23 protein-coding genes and 1 pseudogene are annotated in these 21,928 nt (G+C 30.8%); 22 read left to right on the plus strand and 2 right to left on the minus strand.

Translation table 11 applies throughout. From position 1 onward, the window contains the following. Positions 1 to 100: 100 nt before the first annotated feature. Genes ELQ09_RS06920 through cydB form a run of 3 tightly spaced genes read left to right on the plus strand, consistent with a single transcriptional unit; the run spans position 101 to position 3,021 of the window. The gene (locus ELQ09_RS06920; RefSeq protein ID WP_002860921.1) at positions 101 to 334 is read left to right on the plus strand and encodes a DUF4492 domain-containing protein; all 234 of its coding nucleotides are present in this window, start codon (positions 101 to 103) and stop codon (positions 332 to 334) included. Next, positions 335 to 1,897: a cytochrome ubiquinol oxidase subunit I gene (locus tag ELQ09_RS06925; protein ID WP_134263857.1), complete on the plus strand. Its 1,563-nt coding sequence runs from the start codon at positions 335 to 337 to the stop codon at positions 1,895 to 1,897. Then, positions 1,897 to 3,021: a cytochrome d ubiquinol oxidase subunit II gene (gene cydB / locus ELQ09_RS06930; RefSeq protein WP_134224918.1), complete on the plus strand. Its 1,125-nt coding sequence runs from the start codon at positions 1,897 to 1,899 to the stop codon at positions 3,019 to 3,021. The genes ELQ09_RS06925 and cydB overlap by 1 nt, the downstream gene beginning before the upstream one ends. A 193-nt stretch (positions 3,022 to 3,214) precedes the next feature. Here cydB and ELQ09_RS06935 read toward each other — a convergent pair. After that, positions 3,215 to 3,909 (minus strand): annotated as a pseudogene (locus ELQ09_RS06935) (aspartate/glutamate racemase family protein). A gap of 119 nt (positions 3,910 to 4,028) precedes the next feature. Continuing rightward, the gene (gene ung, locus ELQ09_RS06940; protein ID WP_134224916.1) at positions 4,029 to 4,724 is read right to left on the minus strand and encodes a uracil-DNA glycosylase; all 696 of its coding nucleotides are present in this window, start codon (positions 4,722 to 4,724) and stop codon (positions 4,029 to 4,031) included. Positions 4,725 to 4,996: 272 nt separating this feature from the next. Here ung and aspA point away from each other — a divergent pair, with 272 nt between their 5' ends. From aspA to atpA, 19 genes are all read left to right on the plus strand, one after another. Continuing rightward, complete coding sequence (gene aspA / locus ELQ09_RS06945) at positions 4,997 to 6,403, plus strand: aspartate ammonia-lyase (RefSeq protein WP_002894249.1); 1,407 nt, start codon at positions 4,997 to 4,999, stop codon at positions 6,401 to 6,403. A 15-nt stretch (positions 6,404 to 6,418) separates the two neighbouring features. Then, the gene (locus ELQ09_RS06950) at positions 6,419 to 7,756 is read left to right on the plus strand and encodes an anaerobic C4-dicarboxylate transporter (RefSeq protein WP_070316455.1); all 1,338 of its coding nucleotides are present in this window, start codon (positions 6,419 to 6,421) and stop codon (positions 7,754 to 7,756) included. 107 nt (positions 7,757 to 7,863) lie between these two features. After that, positions 7,864 to 9,225, plus strand: a complete 1,362-nt coding sequence (locus ELQ09_RS06955) for a COG3014 family protein (protein WP_070316456.1) — start codon at positions 7,864 to 7,866, stop codon at positions 9,223 to 9,225. Positions 9,226 to 9,234: 9 nt separating this feature from the next. Next, positions 9,235 to 9,603 (plus strand): YcfL family protein, encoded by a 369-nt coding sequence (locus tag ELQ09_RS06960; RefSeq protein WP_002934140.1) that lies wholly within the window; start codon positions 9,235 to 9,237, stop codon positions 9,601 to 9,603. Between the two features lie 23 nt (positions 9,604 to 9,626). After that, the gene (lpoB, locus tag ELQ09_RS06965; protein ID WP_070317340.1) at positions 9,627 to 10,250 is read left to right on the plus strand and encodes a penicillin-binding protein activator LpoB; all 624 of its coding nucleotides are present in this window, start codon (positions 9,627 to 9,629) and stop codon (positions 10,248 to 10,250) included. 81 nt (positions 10,251 to 10,331) lie between these two features. After that, positions 10,332 to 11,684 carry a hypothetical protein gene (locus ELQ09_RS06970; RefSeq protein WP_134224915.1) on the plus strand — a complete coding sequence of 451 codons (1,353 nt, stop codon included), beginning with the start codon at positions 10,332 to 10,334 and terminating at the stop codon, positions 11,682 to 11,684. Between the two features lie 9 nt (positions 11,685 to 11,693). Next, entirely contained in the window at positions 11,694 to 12,884 is a 1,191-nt protein-coding gene (locus tag ELQ09_RS06975; RefSeq protein ID WP_134224914.1) for a CsgG/HfaB family protein, read from the plus strand. A 158-nt stretch (positions 12,885 to 13,042) separates the two neighbouring features. Next, positions 13,043 to 13,351, plus strand: coding sequence for a 50S ribosomal protein L21 (gene rplU / locus ELQ09_RS06980; RefSeq protein ID WP_070316460.1), 309 nt, complete (start codon positions 13,043 to 13,045; stop codon positions 13,349 to 13,351). A gap of 10 nt (positions 13,352 to 13,361) precedes the next feature. Beyond that, complete coding sequence (gene rpmA / locus ELQ09_RS06985) at positions 13,362 to 13,616, plus strand: 50S ribosomal protein L27 (protein ID WP_002800974.1); 255 nt, start codon at positions 13,362 to 13,364, stop codon at positions 13,614 to 13,616. A gap of 106 nt (positions 13,617 to 13,722) precedes the next feature. Beyond that, a complete protein-coding gene (gene obgE, locus ELQ09_RS06990; RefSeq protein ID WP_088303767.1) occupies positions 13,723 to 14,760 on the plus strand; it encodes a GTPase ObgE in 1,038 nt (345 codons plus the stop codon). Between the two features lie 122 nt (positions 14,761 to 14,882). After that, entirely contained in the window at positions 14,883 to 15,638 is a 756-nt protein-coding gene (proB, locus tag ELQ09_RS06995; protein WP_134224913.1) for a glutamate 5-kinase, read from the plus strand. 73 nt (positions 15,639 to 15,711) lie between these two features. Then, on the plus strand, positions 15,712 to 16,629 hold the full coding sequence (fmt, locus tag ELQ09_RS07000; RefSeq protein WP_134224912.1) for a methionyl-tRNA formyltransferase: 918 nt from the start codon (positions 15,712 to 15,714) through the stop codon (positions 16,627 to 16,629). Then, positions 16,592 to 17,245, plus strand: coding sequence for a biotin--[acetyl-CoA-carboxylase] ligase (locus ELQ09_RS07005; protein ID WP_002867821.1), 654 nt, complete (start codon positions 16,592 to 16,594; stop codon positions 17,243 to 17,245). Before fmt ends, ELQ09_RS07005 begins: the two co-directional genes overlap by 38 nt. Next, positions 17,242 to 18,027, plus strand: a complete 786-nt coding sequence (locus tag ELQ09_RS07010) for an AAA family ATPase (RefSeq protein WP_002851697.1) — start codon at positions 17,242 to 17,244, stop codon at positions 18,025 to 18,027. Before ELQ09_RS07005 ends, ELQ09_RS07010 begins: the two co-directional genes overlap by 4 nt. A gap of 5 nt (positions 18,028 to 18,032) precedes the next feature. Then, entirely contained in the window at positions 18,033 to 18,869 is an 837-nt protein-coding gene (locus ELQ09_RS07015) for a ParB/RepB/Spo0J family partition protein (RefSeq protein ID WP_134224911.1), read from the plus strand. Positions 18,870 to 18,928: 59 nt separating this feature from the next. Further along, complete coding sequence (locus tag ELQ09_RS07020; RefSeq protein ID WP_134224910.1) at positions 18,929 to 19,354, plus strand: FoF1 ATP synthase subunit B'; 426 nt, start codon at positions 18,929 to 18,931, stop codon at positions 19,352 to 19,354. 10 nt (positions 19,355 to 19,364) lie between these two features. Next, positions 19,365 to 19,877, plus strand: coding sequence for a F0F1 ATP synthase subunit B (locus ELQ09_RS07025; RefSeq protein WP_134224909.1), 513 nt, complete (start codon positions 19,365 to 19,367; stop codon positions 19,875 to 19,877). 2 nt (positions 19,878 to 19,879) lie between these two features. Next, entirely contained in the window at positions 19,880 to 20,401 is a 522-nt protein-coding gene (locus tag ELQ09_RS07030) for a F0F1 ATP synthase subunit delta (RefSeq protein ID WP_002851861.1), read from the plus strand. A 13-nt stretch (positions 20,402 to 20,414) separates the two neighbouring features. After that, entirely contained in the window at positions 20,415 to 21,920 is a 1,506-nt protein-coding gene (gene atpA, locus ELQ09_RS07035; protein WP_002851836.1) for a F0F1 ATP synthase subunit alpha, read from the plus strand. Positions 21,921 to 21,928: the final 8 nt, after the last annotated feature.

Here is a 21,928-nt window from a genome sequence, read left to right on the forward strand (position 1 = left end):
TATGTATTTAAATTTTTTAAGAAAATAATAACATAATTTTCATTATAATTTTCCGCTTCTTAAAATGTTTTATTTTGTTGTTTTTAAAGGTAGAATTTACATGCATCTTAAACACTTATATTTTAGTATTTCTCAAATTTTTAATTTTTACAAAGAAGGTTTTAAAAATTTAACTCTTGGAAAGACCCTTTGGAAAATTATCTTTATCAAACTTTTTGTTATGTTTGTGATTTTAAAACTTTTTGTTTTTGATGTAAATTTTAATTCTATTTTTAAAAGCGACAAAGAAAAAAGCACTTTTGTACTCAAAAATCTTACACTCGAAGGAAAATAAATGAACGAACTTAATAGCGTTGATTGGTCAAGAGCGCAGTTTGCTTTAACTGCACTTTATCATTTTTTGTTTGTGCCTTTAACCTTAGGCTTATCTTTTATCATTGCTATCATGGAGACTATCTATGTAAAAACTAAAAATGAAAGATGGAAAAAAATCACCAAATTTTGGCTTTCATTATTTGCTATAAATTTTGCTATCGGTGTAGCTACAGGTATTATAATGGAATTTGAATTTGGAACAAACTGGGCAAATTATAGCTGGTTTGTGGGAGATATTTTTGGTGCACCTTTGGCGATTGAAGGTATTATGGCATTTTTTTTAGAGGCTACTTTTTTTGCAGTTATGTTTTTTGGCTGGGATAAAGTAAGTAAGGGTTTTCACTTACTTTCAACTTGGTGTGTGGCTATAGGAAGTAATCTTTCTGCTTTTTGGATTTTAGTGGCAAATGGTTGGATGCAATATCCTGTAGGAATGAGCTTTAACCCTGATACAGCAAGAAATGAAATGCAAAGCTTTTTTGAAGTAGCACTTTCTCCTGTGGCTATTTCAAAATTTTTACATACCATAGGCAGTGGTTATGTGATTTCAGCTTTATTTGTAATGGGAATTTCAGCTTGGTTTATGTTAAAGGGACGCCATATTATCGAGGCTAAAAAAAGCTTAGTTGTAGGAGCTAGTTTTGGTTTGGTTTGTTCAATCTTTTTGTTTTTCAGCGGAGATGAAAGTGCTTACCGTGTAACTCAAACTCAACCTATGAAACTTGCAGCTATGGAAGGGGTTTATCAAGGTGAACATCGTGCAGGACTTGTACCTTTTGGAATCTTAAACCCTAAAAAAACCATAGATAATAACGAAAGTGTGTTTTTATTTGACATTACTATACCTTACGCTCTTTCTATATTAGGAAACCGTGATCCAAATTCTTTTGTACCAGGAATTGAAGATTTAATCTATGGAAATGAAAGCAAAGGTATAGAACCTATGCAAAATCGTATCGATAGAGGAAAAATCGCTATACAAGCTCTAAAAGACTATAAGCTTGCTAAAGAAAACAATGATACAATAGCTATGGCAAATCACAAATCTATTTTAGAAACTCATTTTAAAGATTTTGGCTATGGATATCTAGAAAAACCAAGCGATACTATTCCGCCTGTGGCTTTAACTTTTTATAGCTTTCATATCATGGTTGCTTTGGGAAGTTTTTTCTTTTTACTTTTCATCGTTACTCTTTATCTTACTATGGCAAATGATATTGAGAAATTTAGAAAAGTACTTTGGGTATGTTTATTATCCATTCCATTGGGTTATATCGCCGCTGAAGCAGGCTGGATTGTTGCTGAAGTAGGCAGACAACCTTGGGCAATTCAAGACTTACTTCCTGTACATATCGCAGCAACGCAACTTGGAAAAGTCAATGTTCAAATTTCATTTTGGATTTTTGCAGTACTTTTTACAGCCTTATTGATTGCAGAAGTTAAAATCATACTTACTCAGATTAAAAAAGGTTTTGACGCACATGCAGAGCATACTCCACTTATGGGCAAAGGAGAAAAATGATGTTTTTTGGTTTAGAACTCGAAGGTTTGCAAATTTATTGGTGGTTGATTTTAAGTTTGCTCGGCGGACTTTTAGTTTTTATGTTTTTTGTCCAAGGTGGACAAACTTTAATCGATGAGCTTAGCAAGGATGAGCTTGAAAAAACCATGCTAGTCAATTCTTTAGGGCGTAAATGGGAGCTTGGTTTTACAACTCTCGTACTTTTTGGCGGAGCTGCTTTTGCAGCTTTTCCACTTTTTTATAGTACAAGTTTTGGCGGAGCTTATTGGGCTTGGCTTTGTATTTTATTTTGTTTTATTTTACAAGCTGTGGCTTATGAGTATCGTAAAAAAGAAAATAATGTTTATGGCTCTAAAACCTATGAAATTTTTCTTAAAATTAATGGCTATTTAGGTGTATTTTTAATCGGAGTTGCAGTAAGTAGCTTTTTTAGCGGTTCTGAATTTATCTTAAATGAGCATAATTTTGTTTCTTGGCAAAACCCTTTGCACGGCTTAGAACTTTTACTCAATCCTTTTAATTATCTCTTAGGCTTAGCTTTAGTATTTTTAGCAAGACTTTTAGGCGCAGCGTATTTTATGAACAATATCAATGATGAGAATATCAAAATAAGAGCTATGAAAAAACTTATGATCAATAGTATTTTATTTTTACCTTTTTTCTTAGGTTTTTTAGCGTGGATTTTTTTAAAAGATGGTTTTAGCGTAGATGCCAATGGAGTTGTAAGCATGAGTGCGAATTTGTATTTATATAATTTCTTAAATCAAATGATTTTTGCTATCTTGCTTGCTATCGGTGTGATTTTAGTGCTTTTAGGTATGGTTCAAGGAGCAAAAGGTTGCTCTAAAGCTATTTTTATCCTAGGACTTGGAACGGTTTTAACGGTTTTTGCTTTATTATCAAGTATTGGTTTAGGTCAAAGTGCTTTTTACCCATCTTTAAGTGATTTGCAAAGTTCTTTAACTTTAAAAAATGCAAGTTCAAGCTATTATACTCTAAGCGTCATGGCTTATGTGTCTTTACTTGTACCTTTTGTTTTAGCTTATATTATCTATGTTTGGAATGCAATGGATAAAGTAAAAATCACACGCGAAGAAATCGCAAACGATGATCACGCATATTAAGGAGAAAAAATGTTACATGCTTTGTTTTTATTGGCTTGGCCTTTAGTAATTTATCTAAGCTATAAATTTATAATGCTAAATATCAATCAATTAGAAAAAGATAGCAAACTATAAAGCAAGATAAGATTTAAACCGATATAAGTATAAATCTTTTCAAAATATTGCAATTTGCCCATTTTTGGGCATCTTTTAATCATAAATCTTTTAAAGCTTCATTAGCAGCATCAAGGGCGTGAATAAGGCTTGTGTCAAAAATTTTAATATTTGTATCATTTTTGGATATTAATAAACCAATTTCAGTGCAAGCTAAAAGCACTCCCTTTGCCCCTTTTTCTTGTAGTTTATTTATAATATTTAAATATTTTTCTTTAGAATCTTGCTTGATTTCACCTTTGCAAAGCTCATTAAAAATAATATCATTAACGATTTTTATATCTTCATCACTAGGAGTAATAACGCTAATATTTTCTTCAATCAGCATTTTTTTATAAAAATCCTGAGCCATTGTGTATTTAGTACCCAATAAACCAATTTTTTGTATGTTTTCTTGTTTTAAAGCCTTAGCAGAGCTTTTTGCAATATGTAAAATAGGGATATTTATGTTTTGTTGAATTTCATCAAAAACCTTATGCATAGTATTAGTTGCAATTATTATAAAACTAGCCCCCGCAAGTTCTAATTTTTTAGCACACTGACTTAAAATTTGTGCAGCTTCTTGCCATTTATCTTGGCTTTGTAAATTTTCTATTTCTTCAAAATTAACACTGTAAAGTAAAATTTTTGCAGAATTTAAAGATTTTAATTTATCATTTATAGCTTGATTTATTGTTTTATAATAAGTAATAGTACTTTCAAAACTCATTCCGCCATAATACCAATGGTTTTCATTTTTCTCCTTAAGAATTAATTTTTGAGTTATTTTATTACAATATATTTCATAGAAATATGATTTATTTTTAAATAAATAAATATATTTTAATATTTTTATTAAAATTTAAAATAATTTTTTAAACTATTTTCCAATCTATAGGAATTTTACCAACTTTTTTTAAAAATTCATTAGCCTTTGAAAAATGCTTACAACCTAAAAATCCTGTTCTAGCTAAAGGGCTTGGGTGGGCTGCTTTTAAAATCAAATGCTTAGTATTATCAATCAAAATCTCCTTGTTTTTTGCGTAATTTCCCCAAAGCATAAAAACAAGTCCTGATTTTTCATTGCTTAATTTATGTATTATAGCATCACTAAATTCTTGCCAACCCCACGAACTATGGCTAGCTGCTTTATTTGCTTCAACGCTAAGAATAGAATTTAAGAGCAAAACTCCTTGTTTTGCCCAAGAGCTTAAATCTCCGCTTTTTGCTGGAGTGATGTTTAAATCATTTTGCAATTCTTTAAAAATATTATTAAGACTTGGTGGGATTTTTATATTTTTTGGAACCGAAAAACTAAGCCCCATTGCTTGATTTGGTTGATGATAGGGATCTTGTCCTAGGATAATAATTTTAATTTCTTTTAAAGGACATAAATTAAAAGCATTAAAGATTAAATTCGCAGGCGGATAAATAACTATATTTTGATTAATCGCATTTAGGTATTGTTTTTTGATTTCTAGAAAATATTTTTTTTGAAATTCGTCTCTTAAAAATTCTTTCCAGTCATCATTTATTTTAATCTTATCTATGTTTATTGTAATTTCTTCCATATTATTCCTAATTATTTAAATTATTAAAAATTTTTATTCTAACAAAAAAGCTTACAAAAATATATTAATTTTTTTTGAAGTAAATAAAATTTTTTATATTAATAAAAATTAAATATAAAGACATAATTAGGATATAAAAATACTTAATTTATTGTATTTGAAAGTAGTTTATTTATTAACCAATTATTAACTAAAAATGCAATATCATTATTTTATGATTTAAATCAAAAATTTTTGATTTTAAATTAAAATATTTTTATGAAAGGTTCAAAATGGGAACAAGAAAAGAACATGATTTTATTGGGGAATTAGAAATCTCTGATGAGGTTTATTATGGAGTGCAAACTTTTAGAGCTGTTGAAAATTTTGATATTTCTCATGATAGATTAAAAGATTTTCCTCGCTTTGTTAGAGCTTTGGCTAGAGTAAAAAAAGCTGCAGCTATGGCAAATCATGAATTAGGTCTTTTGGATAAAAATATTCAAGATGCGATTATTAAAGCGTGCGATAAAATTTTAGAAGGGGGGTATTATGATCAATTTGTAGTAGATATGATCCAAGGAGGTGCTGGAACAAGTACAAATATGAATGCTAATGAAGTTATAGCAAACATAGGGCTTGAACTTATGGGTCATAAAAAAGGTGAATACCAATATCTTCATCCAAATGATCATGTTAATTTAAGCCAAAGTACTAATGATGCTTATCCTACAGCTTTACACCTTGCCTTGCATGATTATTTAAGTGATTTGGCAAAAGCTATGGAACATCTAAAAAAAGCTTATGAGAGAAAAGCTGAAGAATTTAAAGATGTTCTTAAAATGGGTAGAACCCAACTGCAAGATGCTGTGCCTATGACTTTAGGTCGCGAATTTAAAACTTTTGCTGTAATGATAGGTGAAGATATACAAAGAGTATTAGAAGCTAGAAAATTGATTTTAGAGATCAATTTGGGTGGAACTGCTATTGGAACGGGAATTAATTCTCATCCTGATTATCCCAAGGTTGTAGAAAGAAAAATAAGAGAAGTGACAGGTTTTGAATATACTGTGGCTGAGGATTTGATTGAGGCGACTCAAGATACGGGAGCTTATGTACAAATTTCAGGTGTTTTAAAACGTGTTGCAACAAAACTTTCTAAAGTATGTAATGACTTAAGACTTTTAAGTAGTGGTCCAAAATGTGGTCTTAATGAAATTAATCTTCCAAAAATGCAACCAGGTAGTTCTATCATGCCAGGTAAGGTAAATCCTGTTATTCCTGAAGTAGTTAATCAAGTTTGTTATTTTGTTATCGGAGCAGATGTAACTGTAACTTTTGCTTGCGAGGGTGGACAATTACAACTTAATGTTTTTGAACCAGTTGCAGCGTATAGCTTATTTAATTCTATTGTAATGCTAGAAAAAGCAATGTATACTTTAGCTGATAAATGTATAGATGGTATTACTGCAAATGAAAAAATTTGTTCAGACTTTGTCTATAATTCAGTAGGTATAGTAACAGCTTTAAATCCTTATATTGGCTATGAAAATTCAGCCTCTATAGCTAAAGAGGCAATGAATACTGGAAAAAGAGTGGCTGATATTGTACTTGAAAGAGGGCTTTTAAGTAAAGAACAAATTGATGAAATTTTAACTCCATCAAATATGCTAAATCCTCACATGGAAGCTAAAAAATAGCACTTAGGATTTAATATGGATATAATGATAATTTTGCAAGTAATCGTCCTTCTTGGGGCGATTTTTATCGGTATTCGTTTAGGCGGTATTGCTATAGGTTATGCTGGAGGATTAGGCGTAGTTATACTAGGACTTGTTTTAGGTATGAAACCTGGTAATATTCCTTGGGATGTTATTTTAATTATTGCTGCAGCTATTGCAGCAATTTCTGCTATGCAACAAGCAGGTGGACTTGATTATATGGTAAGGGTGACAGAAAAAATTTTAAGATCAAGCCCTAAATTTATAAATTATTTAGCTCCAGCTTGTGGATGGTTGCTTACAATCTTAGCAGGAACAGGAAATGCAGTATTTTCTTTAATGCCTGTTGTAGTCGATGTTGCAAAATCTCAAAACATAAAACCTAGTGTTCCGCTTTCGTTAATGGTTGTTTCTTCGCAAATTGGAATCACTGCTTCTCCTGTGAGTGCAGCTGTGGTTTATATGAGCGGAGTTTTAGAGCCGCTTGGATGGAATTATCCAACTTTAATTGGAATTTGGATCAGTACAACTTTTATAGCTTGCATACTTGCAGCTTTTATAGTGAGTTTAATCACTCCTATGGATTTAAGCAAAGATAGTGTTTATCAAGAACGCTTAAAAGCAGGACTTGTTAAAGATGCAAGATCTATTTTACATGGTGAAGATAAACCAGGTGCTAAACTTTCAGTAGGAATTTTCTTGATCACTGTTTTGGCAGTTGTACTTTATGCAACTGCAATTTCAAGCAATATTAAATGGATTGATCCTGTTGTGGTTCCAAGAGATGCAGCTATTATGAGCTTTTTACTTACTGCAGCAACTTTGATCACTTGGCTTTGTAAAGTTGAACCAGGTAAAATTCTTGACACTAGTGTATTTAAAAGCGGTATGACTGCTTGTGTTTGCGTTTTTGGTGTAGCATGGCTTGGAAATACTTTTGTTGCAGGACACGAAGCTTCTATTAAAGAAGTAGCAGGCGACTGGGTTAAACAAACCCCTGCTATGTTAGCAGTTGCATTTTTCTTTGCAAGTATGCTTTTATATTCTCAAGCAGCAACTGCAAAGGCCATTGTACCTGTAATTATCACTGCTTTAGGAATTTCAGCAGCAAATCCGCACGATTCTTATATGCTTGTAGCTTGTTTTGCAGCAGTTTCGGCACTTTTTGTGCTTCCAACTTATCCAACCTTACTTGGTGCTGTGCAAATGGATGATACAGGAACGACTAGAATTGGTAAATTTATATTTAATCACTCTTTCTTTATACCAGGAGTTTTAGCTATTGCAATTGCTGTAGCATTAGGCTTTGTATTAGCTCCTATGCTTATTTAAATCAAACCCTAGGTTTTTCTCTCCTAGGGTTAAAATTTTTTCATTAGTTTTTAAGTATATACTACGCTATAATATTCATTTTTAATTTTCTTTAAGAAAGGAATTTAATGAAGATAAAAGTTGGGTTGATTTTTTCAGGTATTGTTTGCCTTTTTTTAACAGCCTGTGTTAATCAGGTTAAACAAAATACAACATTTGAAAATGCTTTAACACAAAAATATTGTGGTGATGATTTTTTCAATCAAAATTTAGAAAAAATTAAAAAAAATGATGATGTCATTTATACAGGATTAAATGCAGGTTTGATTGCTAGAAATTGTAGTGATTTTAACAAAAGTAATGTATTTTTTGATGCTGCGGAAGAATCTTATAAATATGATGTGGATTTAGAAAATGTAGGCTCTAAAGCAGCTAAATTTGTTGGTACAACCTTGCTTAATGATACTATAGTTGATTATGATGGTTCTTTATATGAAAGAATTATGGTTAATATATATAAAGCTCTAAACTATATGGAAGAAGATGATTATGAAAATGCAAGAGTTGAGTTTAATCGTGCTTTAATGCGTCAAGATAAGGCAAAAGAATATTTTGCTAAAGAAATTGAAAAAAATCGTGCTGATTTAGATAAGGCAAAAGAAGATAAAAATTATGATAAAAATATGAATGAAAATTCAAAAGTTATAGAAGAGCAATATGACAACTTATTTAAAGAATTTGATACAACAAAAAATTTCATAAATCCTTATGCGACTTATCTTGCTTCAATATTTTTCTTTATGGATAAAGATTATAGAAAAGCTGCAGATTTATTTAGAGAAGTAGCTATTATTTATCCAAAAAATAAAACTATCAAAAAAGAGGCTAAAATTTTTAAAGAATATGCCACAAAAATAAAAGTCAAAAAAGCTAAAAAATATGTTTTTGTAGTTTATGAAAATGGATTTGGTGTAGTTAAGGATGAATTTGCTTTAACCTTACCTTTTATAGTGGATAAAAAAATTATTAGCACAAATATTGCTTTACAAACCTTGAAAAAAAGGGAAGCTTCTTTTGCAAATTTAAATATAAATGGTCAAAATACAAATGATTTTGTAGATTTAGACAATATTGTCGCTACTGAATTTAAAATAAATATGCCTGTAATGATTGCTAAAGCCTTAGCTCAAACTATAATTAAAACCACTTTAAATGTAGCTGTTGCAAATAATGACTCTACAGGTGGATGGCTAAGTCTTGCAACAGCAGTAGCAACTGCTGCAACCAACAAAGCTGATGTGCGTTCTTGGAGAGGTTTGCCAAAAAGCATTGCCATAGCAATAATAGAAAACGACGGAAATTTAGAAATCAAAGATCCACAAGGCAATATTTTGTTTCAAAAATCATTGGATAAAAATAAAAATGCTCTTGTGATAGTGCGTTCTTTTGCTCCGTATTTACCTGCAAGTGTTGCTATCATGGAAAAATAAGGCTAAAAGATGAAAAAAATTATTTTATTTATTTTAATGTTTTTACTTAGTGCTTGTGCACCAAGTTATCAAATAAATTCAAATCAAAATACTGTAATTTTAGGTTCAAATTTACCAAAAAGTTTAGTAAAACAGTTTCAAAAGCGTATAAATAGCAATGGTTATTTAGAATTTGAAGTGATTTTACGCAGTACTTTTGCTAAAGATTTAATTTATAAAGTGGATTGGTTAGATAAAGATGGTTTTGTGCTAAGAGATGTTTTAAATGAGGACTATCAAGCCCTTAGAATTCCAGCAGGACAAGAGGTGATTCTTCGTAAACTTGCATCTGATACAAGAGCGAAGGATTTTAGATTAGAAATTAAAGTAAAAAATTAATCTCATTTTAGGAAGGATAAATCATGAAAAAAACAAAAATTTTAGGAACAGCTCTTATTGGAGCTTTGCTTTTTAGTGGTTGTGCGCAAACAGCTTATACAGATGGAAAGGCAAGTCAGGTGAAAAAAGACGATGCTTTAACCTTGGGTCTTGATAGACAAGATTTTGAAAGTGCAGCTGAAACTATGATAAATAGTATGTTAAGCGATCCTGCTTTTGCAAATATTAAACCAGGTACAAGAAAGGTTATTGCTATTGGTAGGGTTGTGAATGATACCCCGCAAAGAATCGATACTGAAAAACTTACCGCAAAAATCACTTCTGCATTAAGAAAATCAGGTAAATTTGTTCTAACTTCAGCAGTTGCTGCAGGCGGAGCACTTGATAGCATGAGTGAAGATGTAAGAGAATTAAGAGATAATGATGAGTTTAATCAAAAAACCATAGCAAAAAAAGGGACATTGGTATCGCCTGATTTTTCTCTTGCGGGTAAAATTAGACAAGATAATGTAAAACTTAGCAATGGTAAAACTCAAGTAGAATACTTTTTCTTACTAAGACTTACTGATTTAACATCAGGTTTAGTTTATTGGGAAGATGAACAAACTATCGATAAAACCGGTTCTAGTAAATCAGTTACTTGGTAAAATAAAAATTAATTTATGAATAAAATTTTTAGCTCAAGTGTTTAGCTTGGGCTTTTTTTATGATTTTTAAAAGGATACGAAATGAAAAAAATATTATTTATCGGCTCTTTAGTTATGGCAAGTTTACTTTATGCACAAGGTTCCCAGCCTGTAGAAATTATTGAGCCAGAACAAACAGAACAAACACCAGTTACAAAACCTAAAACAGAGAATTTATCAAATCTTATGAATAAAGCGAGCAAAGCTCTTAAAAGAAAAAATCCTGAAGCTGTAGTTTATACTGCAAAAGCTTCTATTGATGTAGGACCTGATGATTCGCAATATTATGATTATTTAGCAACTGCTTATTCCGAAGCTGTTTTAAAGCTTAAAGCTAATATGGTTTTATCAAAAGCAGGGATAATTGCTGTTAAAGAAACTTTATCTTATTTTCATAAAACCATTCCTGATGATAAATTAAATCAAGAAATGCAAAAAAAAGCAGATGTAGAACTAAAAAAATTACAAGAAAAACAAGCAGATGCAGATAAAATTTTTGATTTTATAGGTAAGCTTATATCTGAATTTGCGCAAAAACTACCACCTGAAAAACAAGATTCTAAATTTGTAGCAGAACTTGAAGATAAAATTTTTGAAAACACTTATAATCAAGGTTTTACAAAAACTGCCATGGATGAAATTACAGGATTAATTCCTTATGAAACTTTTATAGTAAATGATGAAGATGGCTATCAAGTAGGTGTTTTAGCTTATACTACGCCAAATTCTTTACAACTTGCTAGAGATTTAAAACAAGGACATCAATCAAAACCTACAGATAAAAAAGAACAATGCAAAAATCCTGATGATATAGCTGATGCTATGGATGATGATGCATTGCTTTCTCATTTGGGTATAAAATACTTTTTTAATGAAAATTGTCGTCCAGCAATTTTAGCTTATGGTATGTCTTCTTTCATAAAAGAAGAAGGAATGAATGCAGATTATCAAGAAGAGGAAGAAGAGCGTGCTAAAGGCAGAGCAGATGCTTTCATATCATCGTTTTTATCTTCTTCGGTATCAGCAAACATTAAAGATAGCTCAACAAAAGAAAAAATAAAAAAAGCTATGATTAAAGCTGTTGCCCAAGGAGATACTACTAATTACAATACAAAAAAAACAGGACCTCAAACTTCATTAATAAAAGAAATGTCAAAAGATTTCAGTGCTGATTCAAGTATGAGTTTATTAGGAATTGAAGATGCTAGAATTTGGAGTGTGGATAAGGGGGATTATAGAGTAGTAGGTGCGATACGTTATTATTCTATGGGCAGTATAGAAGCTGCTAATAAAAGATTTGATCCAAACTATGGGGCAACACCAAAATCTAGCACACCAAAAAAAGTTATACCTAGTGTAAAACACTCATCAAACCTTGATGTAGATGATTTTTAAGGAAAATCAATGAGAGTTTTATTTGTATCACTAGTTTTTTTTGCATTTTTAAATGCTAAAGTTGTCACCACTAGCACGACAAAACAAGCACAAGGAGAAGGTTATGGTGTTACTTACGAACAAGCCGTGGGTAAAGCTTTAGCTGATGCCATATCTCGTATGTATGGTGGTAGTTTAAGTCAAAGTACAAATTTTAAAACTAAAAGTACAAAAGACAAAAATGGACAAAATTTAGAAAAAAGCTTCAATGATGAAATTCGTCGTGCTACAAAAGGTAGTTTTGACTCTTATGAAGTGATTTCTAAAATCCAAACCAATGACGGGTTTAATGTTAAAGTTGTGATTAAAAAAACCACAACAACAAAAAAGTATCAAGCTCCAGGTTTAAGTGCAGATAATAGAAGAAGTATTACTGTTTTTGATTCTACTCCAGATGCTGCAAAAAGAGGTATAGGCTCAGCTTTGCAACAAAAAATCATTTCTGATTTATTGCAAAGTCGTAAATTTAATGTTTTAGACCGTGATTCTAGTGGCTATTATGAAATGGAAAAAGCTTTAATCAAAAGTGGCGACGCAGCTAGCGATGAAGTTTATAAACTTAAAAATGTGTTAGCAACAGATTATATTTTATTGTTTTCTATTTCAGGACTTGAAGGTAAACAAAAAACAAGCAATTTAACAGGAAAAAGCAAAACTGAAATTGAAGTTATCGTAGATTATCGTGTGCTTTTATTTGCTACAAGACAAATTAAATTTTCTAATACTTTAAGTATGAAAGTCAATCTTAAAGACAATAGTCTTAGTGCCAATGAAGCTGCACTCAAACAAATTGCAAATCGTATTGCAGGAGATATTTTAAATGCAATTTATCCTTTAAAGGTTGCAGCTGTTGAAAACAATGAAGTGGTATTTTCTCAAAGCTTAAATCAAGGTGATGTTTATGAATGTTTTGCTCTTGGCAAGGCTATAAAAGATACTTATACAAAAGAAAATACAGGAAGAGTAGAAAGCAAAACAGGAAGTATTGAAATCACTCGCACAAGCCCTAAACTTTCTTATGCAAAAATCACAGAAGGTAGTGTAAAAGTGGGCGATATTTGTAGACCTTTAATTGGTAGCAATAGTGGAAATGGCTACACTATAGGTCGTGATGCAAATTATCAAACCCAAGAAGGCGGCGGAGTAAATCTAGGCTTTTAAATTTTTAGAGTTTGATTTTTCTCAAACTCTAAATCCTTTCTTAAATTCATCAAAAATTAAAGAAAAATTTTGTAAAATCGAAATTTTATTAAACCACTAAAGCTTTTAAATCCGTTATTGCGGTGCTTTATGGTACTACCAATTTATAAGGAAAAGCAATGTATGCTATTATCAAACACAGCGGAAAGCAATACAAAGTAAGTGTTGGCGATGAGCTAAAACTAGATCACTTTGAAGCTGAAAGCAAAGCAAGTATTGAAGTAAGCAAAGTTCTTGCTATCAATGATAAAGAATTAAAGGTAGGTGCGCCTTTCGTAGCAGGTGCAAAAGTTGTTTTGGAAGTGATCAATCACGGAAAAGATAAAAAAGTTGTGATTTACAAAAAAAGACGCAGAAAAGATTCTAAACTCAAACGCGGTTTTAGAAGACAATTTACTCGCGTTGTAGTAAAAGATATCAAAGCTTAAGGAGTAAAGAATGGCACACAAGAAAGGTCAAGGTTCAACTCAAAATAACCGCGATTCTATAGGTCGTCGTTTAGGTGTTAAAAAATTTGGTGGCGAGTTTGTTAGAGCTGGAAATATCATCATCCGCCAAAGAGGAACTGCAACTCATGCAGGTAACAATGTAGGTATGGGAAAAGATCATACTATCTTTGCTTTGATTGATGGTTTTGTAAAATTCGAAAGAAAAGACAAAGACAGAAAAAAAGTTTCTGTATATCCTGCATAAGTTTTTAGGACGCTTTTTAGCGTCTTGAAAACTTTAAATTTATAAATTTAACTTCTTTTATTTACTCAAATTTAGCTTTATAAATTTAAAGTCAAAGGCAATTTAAATGTTTATTGATAGTGTTAAAATTACTTTAGCTTCAGGCGATGGTGGTAAAGGTGCTGTAAGTTTTCGTCGTGAAAAACATGTTCCACTTGGTGGCCCTGATGGGGGAGATGGTGGAAATGGTGGTGATATTATTTTCGTATGTGATAATAATACCCACACTCTTGTAAATTTCAAAGGCAAAAGAGAATTACGCGCACAAAATGGTGCTGGTGGAATGGGACGTAATAAAAATGGCAAAAAGGGTGAAAATTTAGAACTCATAGTGCCTGAAGGAACGCAAGTTATTGATGCGCAAACCAATGAAATTTTACTCGATCTTACCAAAGAAGGACAAAGAGAGCTTTTTTTAAAAGGTGGAAAAGGCGGACTTGGCAACACTCATTTTAAACACGCCACTAATCAACGTCCTGATTACGCACAACCTGGCATAAAAGGAGAAAGTCGCTTAGTCAGACTTGAGCTTAAACTTATTGCCGATGTAGGGCTTGTAGGCTTTCCAAATGTGGGAAAATCTACTCTTATAAGCGTTGTTTCAAATGCAAAACCTGAAATTGCAAATTATGAATTTACCACTCTTACTCCAAAACTTGGACTCGTGGATGTAGATGAGTATAATTCCTTTGTTATGGCTGATATTCCAGGGATTATCGAAGGAGCAAGTGGAGGCAAAGGCTTAGGACTTGCCTTTTTAAAGCACATAGAAAGAACGAGCTTTTTGCTTTTTGTATTAGATCCTATAAGGCAAATGCCTTTAAAAGAACAATTTATAGTGCTAAGAAAGGAACTTGAAAAATTTTCCAGTGAACTTTTTGGGCGTAAATTTGGTATCATGATTTCAAAAAGTGATAGTGTTAATTTAGGAGAAGAATTTGCCGAGCAAATTGCTTTAAACATTAATGAGTTAGAAAATTATCTCAAAGAAATAAATAACTCACAAAGCTTTTTAATCAAAGTCTCAAGCCTTGAAAAAACAGGACTTAAAGAACTTAAATTCATGCTTTTAGAAGAAATTAAAACTTTAAGAAATAACAAATAAAAATTTTAACAATCTAGGAAGTGTTTTATATTAAAAATTTCAAACACTCCCTATTTTTTCAAAAAATAACTAGTTTATATGAAATTTTGGCTAAAATTATAAAAATTTTTTAAGGAATAAGCATGAAAAGAATAGTTGTTAAAGTGGGTTCTCATGTGATTAGCGAAGAAAACACTTTAAGTTTTGAGCGTCTTAAAAATTTAGTCGCATTTTTAGCTAAACTCATGGAAAAATATGAAGTGATTTTAGTAACTTCAGCGGCTATTTCAGCAGGACACGCCAAACTAGATATCGATAGAAAAAACCTCATTAATAAACAAGTTTTAGCTGCTATTGGACAACCTTTTTTAATCAGTGTTTATAACGAGCTTTTAGCCAAGTTTGGCAAACTAGGCGGACAAATTTTACTTACAGGTAAGGATTTTGACTCTAGAAAAGCTACTAAACACGCAAAAAATGCTATCGATATGATGATAAATTTAGGAATTTTGCCTATTATTAATGAAAATGACGCTACAGCCATAGAAGAAATTGTCTTTGGTGATAATGATAGCCTAAGTGCTTATGCTACGTATTTTTTTGATGCGGATTTGCTTGTGATTTTAAGCGATATTGATGGATTTTACGATAAAAATCCTAGTGAATTTAGTGATGCAAAGCGTTTAGAAAAAATCACTCATATTAAAGAAGAATGGCTACAAGCAACCATAAAAACAGGTAGTGAGCACGGAACAGGTGGTATAGTAACCAAACTTAAAGCAGCTAAATTTTTACTTGAACACAATAAAAAAATGTTTTTAGCAAGTGGCTTTAATCTAAATGTAATTGAAACCTTTTTGCTTGAAAATAAACAAATAGGCGGAACTTTGTTTGAGTGATTAATTTATTAAATTCTCTTTTAAAATCAAATAAGCTATAATTAAAACTTTTAATTTCACACAAAGCGAAAAAATGAAAAAAATTATTTTTATGGGTACTCCATCTTATGCAACTTGTATTTTAAAAGCACTAGTAGAAAATGAAAATTTTAAACTCGTAGCACTTTTTACTCAGCCTGATAAAGCTGTAGGTAGAAAGCAAATTTTAACTCCAAGTGATACTAAGGCTTTTTTAAGTCAAAATTATTCTAGTATTCCTATTTTTACTCCAAGTTCTTTAAAAGATGAAAATATTATAAGAGAGATTAAGGATTTAAATCCTGATTTTATCGTGGTTGCTGCCTATGGAAAAATTTTACCTAAAGCCATTTTGGATTTAGCACCTTGTGTGAATTTGCACGCTTCTTTACTTCCAAAATACCGTGGTGCCAGTCCGATTCAAAGTGCGATTTTAAATAAAGATGAAAAAAGTGGAGTTTGCACCATGCTCATGGAAGAAGGGCTTGATACAGGTGCTATACTTGAAAGCTTAGAGTGTGATATAAAAGATAAAAATTCAAGTGAAGTTTTTGAACTTTTAGCAAATTTGGCCGCTAAGCTCATCCTCACTACTCTTTTAAATTTTGATAAAATTACCCCTAAAAAACAAGAGGAAAGTCTAGCAACGCTTTGTAGAAAAATCAAAAAAGAAGATGGGCTTATAAATTTGCAAAATGCAAGAGAACTTTATCAAAAATATCTAGCTTTTACCCCTTGGCCTGGAGTTTTCTTGGAAAATGGACTTAAATTCTTAGAACTTGAACTTGTGGATGAATTAAAACAAAATGCTAGGATGGGTGAAATTTTAGAATTAGAAAAAGAAAGTTTTTTGCTTGCTTGCAAACAAGGAGTTTTGCGTATTAAAAAACTTCAAGAAAGTGGAAAAAAAGCTCTTGATGGTAGGACTTATTTAAATGGAAAAAGGCTTAAAAGTGAAGATAGTTTGTGTTGAAAGTATAGACTCAACTCATCTTTTTTTATGCGAGCAAATACGCAATGGAAAGATTGATGAAAATTTTGCTATTTATGCTTTAGAACAAACAAATGGAGTTGGAAGTAGGGAAAATTCTTGGCAAAGCTCTAAAGGAAATTTACATCTTTCTTTTTGTATTAAAGAAGAAGATTTACCAAAAGATTTACCTTTAGCTTCTGTGAGTATTTATTTTGCTTATTTACTTAAAGAAGTTTTACAAGAAAAAGGTTCTAAAATTTGGCTTAAATGGCCTAACGATCTATATTTAGATGATAAAAAAGCTGGAGGGGTTATAAGTGCTAAAATTTCAAATTTTATCATAGGCGGTATGGGTTTAAATCTCAAATTTTCACCCCAAAATACAGCTTTATGCGATATAGAAATTTCGCTTAAAGATTTAGTGAGTGAGTTTTTGCAAAAAGTAGAAAAAAAAATTTTATGGAAGAATATTTTTAGCAAGTATATGTTAGAATTTGAAAAATCAAGAAAATTTAGCGTCCATCATGAAGGTAAAGTTTTTTCACTTGAAAATTCTTTTTTGTATGAAGATGGTTCAATTTTACTAGGTGATAAAAGGGTGTATAGTTTAAGATGAGCGAAATTATTACAATAGCAAATCAAAAAGGTGGAGTAGGAAAGACTACAACAGCAGTAAATTTAGCCGCTTCTTTAGCTGTGGCTGAGAAAAAAGTACTTTTGATTGATGTTGATCCGCAAGCTAATGCGACTACAGGACTTGGTTTTAATCGTAATAATTATGAATATAATATTTACCATGTTTTTATAGGAAGAAAAAAGCTTTCAGATATTATTTTAAAAACAGAATTGCCACAACTTCATTTAGCTCCTTCAAATATAGGTCTTGTAGGTATAGAGCAAGAGCTTGCTAAAGGTGAAAATAATGAGAAAAAAATGCTGCTTAAAAATCAAATTCAAGAAGTGATTGATGAGTATGATTTTATTATTATTGATTCTCCGCCTGCTCTTGGAAGTATTACTATAAATGCTTTTGCAGCAAGTGATAGCGTAATTATCCCTATACAGTGTGAATTTTATGCGCTTGAGGGTGTAGCTATGGTTTTAAATACAATTAAAATTATCAAAAAAACTATTAATTCTAAACTCAGGGTTCGTGGATTTTTACCGACAATGTATAGCTCTCAAAATAATCTTTCTAAAGATGTTGTAGATGATTTGAAACAAAATTTTAAAAAACAACTTTTTACTATTAATGGAAATGAAGATGACTTTATTGTGATCCCTCGCAATGTAAAACTTGCAGAAAGTCCAAGTTTTGGAAAGCCTATAATTCTTTATGATATTAAATCACCAGGTTCTGTTGCTTATCAAAATTTGGCGTATTCTATATTAGGATAATTATAATGGGGTTAAATAAAGATAGAGGTTTAAGCAGTTTAATTAGTGATATGGATACTGTTTATAGTAAAGAATTAGGTTTTGATAAAAATCAAAGCACTATGATAGAAATTGATCAAATTTCACCTAATCCATTCCAGCCAAGAAAGAATTTTGATCAAGAAGCTTTAGATGAGCTTGCTAATTCTATCAAAGAATTTGGACTTATTCAGCCTATTATTGTATTTAAAAAAAATAATAAATTTATTTTAATTGCTGGAGAACGTCGCTTAAGAGCAGTGAAAGCATTAGGAAAAAAAGAAATTCTAGCTTTTATTGCTGATATTGATGAGAATAAGCTTAGAGAATTGGCTCTTATTGAAAATATACAAAGAGAGAATTTAAACCCTATCGAGCTTGCTAATTCTTATAAGGATTTAATGCAAGTTCATAAAATTACTCAAGAGAATTTAGCAGAACTTATTCATAAGTCTCGTACTCAAATAACAAATACTTTAAGACTTCTGAATTTAGATATTAGAACTCAAGAGTTGATTGCTTCTGGAAAAATTTCTCAGGGTCATGCTAAAGTTTTGGTTGGTTTAGATCAAAAAGATGAAAAAATGTTGGTTGATAGCATAATAGGTCAAAAACTTAATGTTAGAGATACTGAAAAAATAGTTAAAAAAATAAAAAATAATGAAAGCTTATCTAATCAAGAATTTGAAGATGAAATAAAAAAATTAAAACAAATACTAAATCGCTTTGGATTTGACTGCAAAAATAAAAATAATGATTTTGTAATTCATTTAGAAAATATTGATAAAATTAAAAAATTAATCAAAATGCTTGAAAAGCTTTAACCAAAATCTTAGCTTTTTATGGTAAAATAGTCCTTCAAAAATTCTAACCAAGGAGAATTATGTTTGAAGATATGCATACTTCGATAATGCTTGCTACTATGGCTATTTTTTTAGCTATGATAGTTATTTTAAATAGTATGTTGTATAAGCCGCTTTTAAAATTTATGGATGAAAGAAATGATTCTATAAAAAATGATGAGAATAAAGTAAAAGAAAATTCTCAAGAAGTTTTAGGTGTGAATGATGAATTAGAAGCTATTCATATTAACACTAGAGAAGAAATTCAAAAAATTAAACAAAGTGCTATAGCTGCTGCTAAAGAAGAGGCAGAGCAAATTCTTAGAAGCAAGAAAGAAGAATTAGAAAGAAAAATGGCCAGCTTTTATGCAGATCTAACTCTTCAAAAAAAAGAGTTGCAAGAACATTTAAACATACATTTACCTGAGCTTAAGCAAGCTTTGCAAAATAACATAAAGAAAATTTAAGAGGAGAGAAATGAGTAAGTTATTATTTATTGTATTTTTGCTACCTTTGTATGCTTTTGGCGCATCAAATGGTAGTGGAGAATATGATATTATTCCAAGGACTATTAATTTTCTAATTTTTGTGGCTATATTGTATTATTTCGTTGCAACTCCATTTAAAAATTTTTACAAAAATCGTATTGTAAAAATTTCTTCTAAACTTGATGAAATTCAAAAAAAACTTTTAGAAAGCAAAGCTAAGAAATTAGATACGATGAAAAAACTTGAAGAAGCTAAAGCAAATGCTGCTGCTGCTTTAGTTACAGCAAAAAAAGAAGCTGAAATCTTAGTTCAAAATATTAAGAAAGAAACTCAAGATGAGTTAGATTTACTTCAAAAACATTTCGAGGAACAGAAAGATTATGAATTTAGAAAAATGGAAAAAGAATTAGTATTAAATACTTTAAATGAAATTTTTTCTGATCCAAATATGACATTAAAACAGAGTGAAATAATAGAACTTATGATGAAGAAGGTATCTTAAATATGGAAAATATAATTGCAAGAAGATATGCAAAAGCGATAGCTTCAAGAGCTGATATAAATGATTTTTATCAGAATTTGTGTATTTTAAATTCTGCTTTTGTTTTGCCAAAATTTAAAAATATTATAGAATCTAATGAGATTAAAAAAGAAAGAAAAATGGAATTTCTTGATTCTTTTTTTGATATTAAAAATTCTAGTTTTCAAAATTTTTTAAGACTTTTGATTGAAAATTCAAGATTAGAATGCATTCCTCAAATAGTTAAAGAACTTGAAAGACAAAAAGCTTTTAAAGAAAATATTTTTGTTGGTATTGTGTATTCTAAAGAAAAATTAAGTCAAGAAAATCTTAAAGATCTTGAAGTAAAACTTAACAAAAAATTTGATGCAAATATTAAATTAAACAATAAAATCAGTCAAGATGATAGTGTTAAAATAGAATTAGAAGAATTAGGTTATGAACTTTCTTTTTCTATGAAAGCTCTTCAAAATAAGCTAAACGAATATATATTGAAAATTATCTAAGGAGAAAAAGTAAATGAAATTTAAAGCTGATGAGATCAGTTCAATAATCAAAGAAAGAATTGAAAATTTTGATTTAAATCTTGAAATTGAAGAAACAGGAAAAATTATTTCTGTAGCTGATGGTGTTGCTAAGGTATATGGACTTAAGAATATTATGGCTGGAGAAATGGTAGAATTTGAAAATGGTGATAAAGGAATGGCCTTAAACCTTGAAGAGTCGAGTGTAGGTATTGTTATACTTGGAAAAGGAGAAGGTTTAAAAGAAGGTGCTTCTGTAAAAAGACTTAAGAAATTACTTAAAGTTCCAGTAGGTGAGGCTTTGATTGGCCGTGTTGTAAATGCTTTAGGTGAGCCAATTGATGCTAAAGGTGTGATCAATGCTAATGAATATCGTTTTGTTGAAGAAAAAGCAAAAGGTATTATGGCGAGAAAAAGTGTTCATGAGCCTTTACATACAGGAATTAAAGCTATTGATGCACTTGTGCCAATTGGTCGTGGTCAAAGAGAGCTTATCATAGGCGATAGACAAACAGGTAAAACTACTGTTGCTGTTGATACTATTATATCTCAAAGAGGTCAAGGAGTTATCTGTATATATGTTGCAATTGGTCAAAAGCAAAGTACAGTGGCACAAGTGGTTAAAAGACTAGAAGAACATGGTGCTATGGAATATACTATTGTTGTAAATGCTGGTGCTTCAGATCCTGCAGCTTTACAGTACTTAGCTCCATATACTGGTGTAACCATGGGTGAATTTTTTAGAGACAACGCAAAACATGCTTTAATTGTTTATGATGATTTGAGCAAGCATGCTGTAGCTTATCGCGAAATGTCTTTGATTTTACGTCGTCCTCCAGGTCGTGAAGCTTATCCAGGCGATGTTTTTTACCTTCATTCAAGATTGCTTGAAAGAGCAAGCAAGCTAAATGATGAATTAGGTGCTGGTTCTTTGACGGCATTGCCGATAATTGAAACACAAGCAGGAGATGTTTCTGCTTATATTCCAACTAATGTTATTTCAATTACAGATGGACAAATTTTCTTAGAAACTGATTTATTTAACTCAGGAATTCGTCCTGCAATTAATGTTGGTTTATCAGTATCTCGTGTAGGTGGGGCTGCTCAAATTAAAGCTACAAAACAAGTTTCAGGCACATTAAGACTTGACCTTGCTCAATATAGAGAGCTTCAAGCTTTTGCACAATTTGCTAGTGATTTAGATGAGGCAAGTAGAAAACAACTTGAACGTGGACAAAGAATGGTTGAACTCTTAAAACAACCACCTTATTCTCCGCTTAGCGTTGAAAAACAAGTAGTTTTAATTTTTGCAGGAACCAAAGGTTTCTTAGATGATATTGCTGTTTCTAGAATTAAGGAATTTGAAGATGGAATTTATCCTTTTATTGAGGCAAAACATCCAGATATTTTTGAGCAAATTCGCTCTAAAAAAGCTTTAGATTCTGATTTGGAAGAAAAACTAGCTAAAGCCATTAATGAGTTTAAAGCAAATCATTTATAAGGTCTTTT

Origin of the sequence: Campylobacter sp. CH186, from assembly GCF_004378925.1 — a bacterium.
GTDB lineage: Bacteria > Campylobacterota > Campylobacteria > Campylobacterales > Campylobacteraceae > Campylobacter_D > Campylobacter_D jejuni.

Coding starts and splice junctions, on each gene's coding strand:
- ELQ09_RS06920 (WP_002860921.1), top strand. CDS start 101: ATGCATCTTAAACACTTATATTTTAGTATTTCTCAAATTTTTAATTTT.
- ELQ09_RS06925 (WP_134263857.1), top strand. CDS start 335: ATGAACGAACTTAATAGCGTTGATTGGTCAAGAGCGCAGTTTGCTTTA.
- cydB (WP_134224918.1), top strand. CDS start 1,897: ATGTTTTTTGGTTTAGAACTCGAAGGTTTGCAAATTTATTGGTGGTTG.
- ung (WP_134224916.1), bottom strand. CDS start 4,724: ATGGAAGAAATTACAATAAACATAGATAAGATTAAAATAAATGATGAC.
- aspA (WP_002894249.1), top strand. CDS start 4,997: ATGGGAACAAGAAAAGAACATGATTTTATTGGGGAATTAGAAATCTCT.
- ELQ09_RS06950 (WP_070316455.1), top strand. CDS start 6,419: ATGGATATAATGATAATTTTGCAAGTAATCGTCCTTCTTGGGGCGATT.
- ELQ09_RS06955 (WP_070316456.1), top strand. CDS start 7,864: ATGAAGATAAAAGTTGGGTTGATTTTTTCAGGTATTGTTTGCCTTTTT.
- ELQ09_RS06960 (WP_002934140.1), top strand. CDS start 9,235: ATGAAAAAAATTATTTTATTTATTTTAATGTTTTTACTTAGTGCTTGT.
- lpoB (WP_070317340.1), top strand. CDS start 9,627: ATGAAAAAAACAAAAATTTTAGGAACAGCTCTTATTGGAGCTTTGCTT.
- ELQ09_RS06970 (WP_134224915.1), top strand. CDS start 10,332: ATGAAAAAAATATTATTTATCGGCTCTTTAGTTATGGCAAGTTTACTT.
- ELQ09_RS06975 (WP_134224914.1), top strand. CDS start 11,694: ATGAGAGTTTTATTTGTATCACTAGTTTTTTTTGCATTTTTAAATGCT.
- rplU (WP_070316460.1), top strand. CDS start 13,043: ATGTATGCTATTATCAAACACAGCGGAAAGCAATACAAAGTAAGTGTT.
- rpmA (WP_002800974.1), top strand. CDS start 13,362: ATGGCACACAAGAAAGGTCAAGGTTCAACTCAAAATAACCGCGATTCT.
- obgE (WP_088303767.1), top strand. CDS start 13,723: ATGTTTATTGATAGTGTTAAAATTACTTTAGCTTCAGGCGATGGTGGT.
- proB (WP_134224913.1), top strand. CDS start 14,883: ATGAAAAGAATAGTTGTTAAAGTGGGTTCTCATGTGATTAGCGAAGAA.
- fmt (WP_134224912.1), top strand. CDS start 15,712: ATGAAAAAAATTATTTTTATGGGTACTCCATCTTATGCAACTTGTATT.
- ELQ09_RS07005 (WP_002867821.1), top strand. CDS start 16,592: ATGGAAAAAGGCTTAAAAGTGAAGATAGTTTGTGTTGAAAGTATAGAC.
- ELQ09_RS07010 (WP_002851697.1), top strand. CDS start 17,242: ATGAGCGAAATTATTACAATAGCAAATCAAAAAGGTGGAGTAGGAAAG.
- ELQ09_RS07015 (WP_134224911.1), top strand. CDS start 18,033: ATGGGGTTAAATAAAGATAGAGGTTTAAGCAGTTTAATTAGTGATATG.
- ELQ09_RS07020 (WP_134224910.1), top strand. CDS start 18,929: ATGTTTGAAGATATGCATACTTCGATAATGCTTGCTACTATGGCTATT.
- ELQ09_RS07025 (WP_134224909.1), top strand. CDS start 19,365: ATGAGTAAGTTATTATTTATTGTATTTTTGCTACCTTTGTATGCTTTT.
- ELQ09_RS07030 (WP_002851861.1), top strand. CDS start 19,880: ATGGAAAATATAATTGCAAGAAGATATGCAAAAGCGATAGCTTCAAGA.
- atpA (WP_002851836.1), top strand. CDS start 20,415: ATGAAATTTAAAGCTGATGAGATCAGTTCAATAATCAAAGAAAGAATT.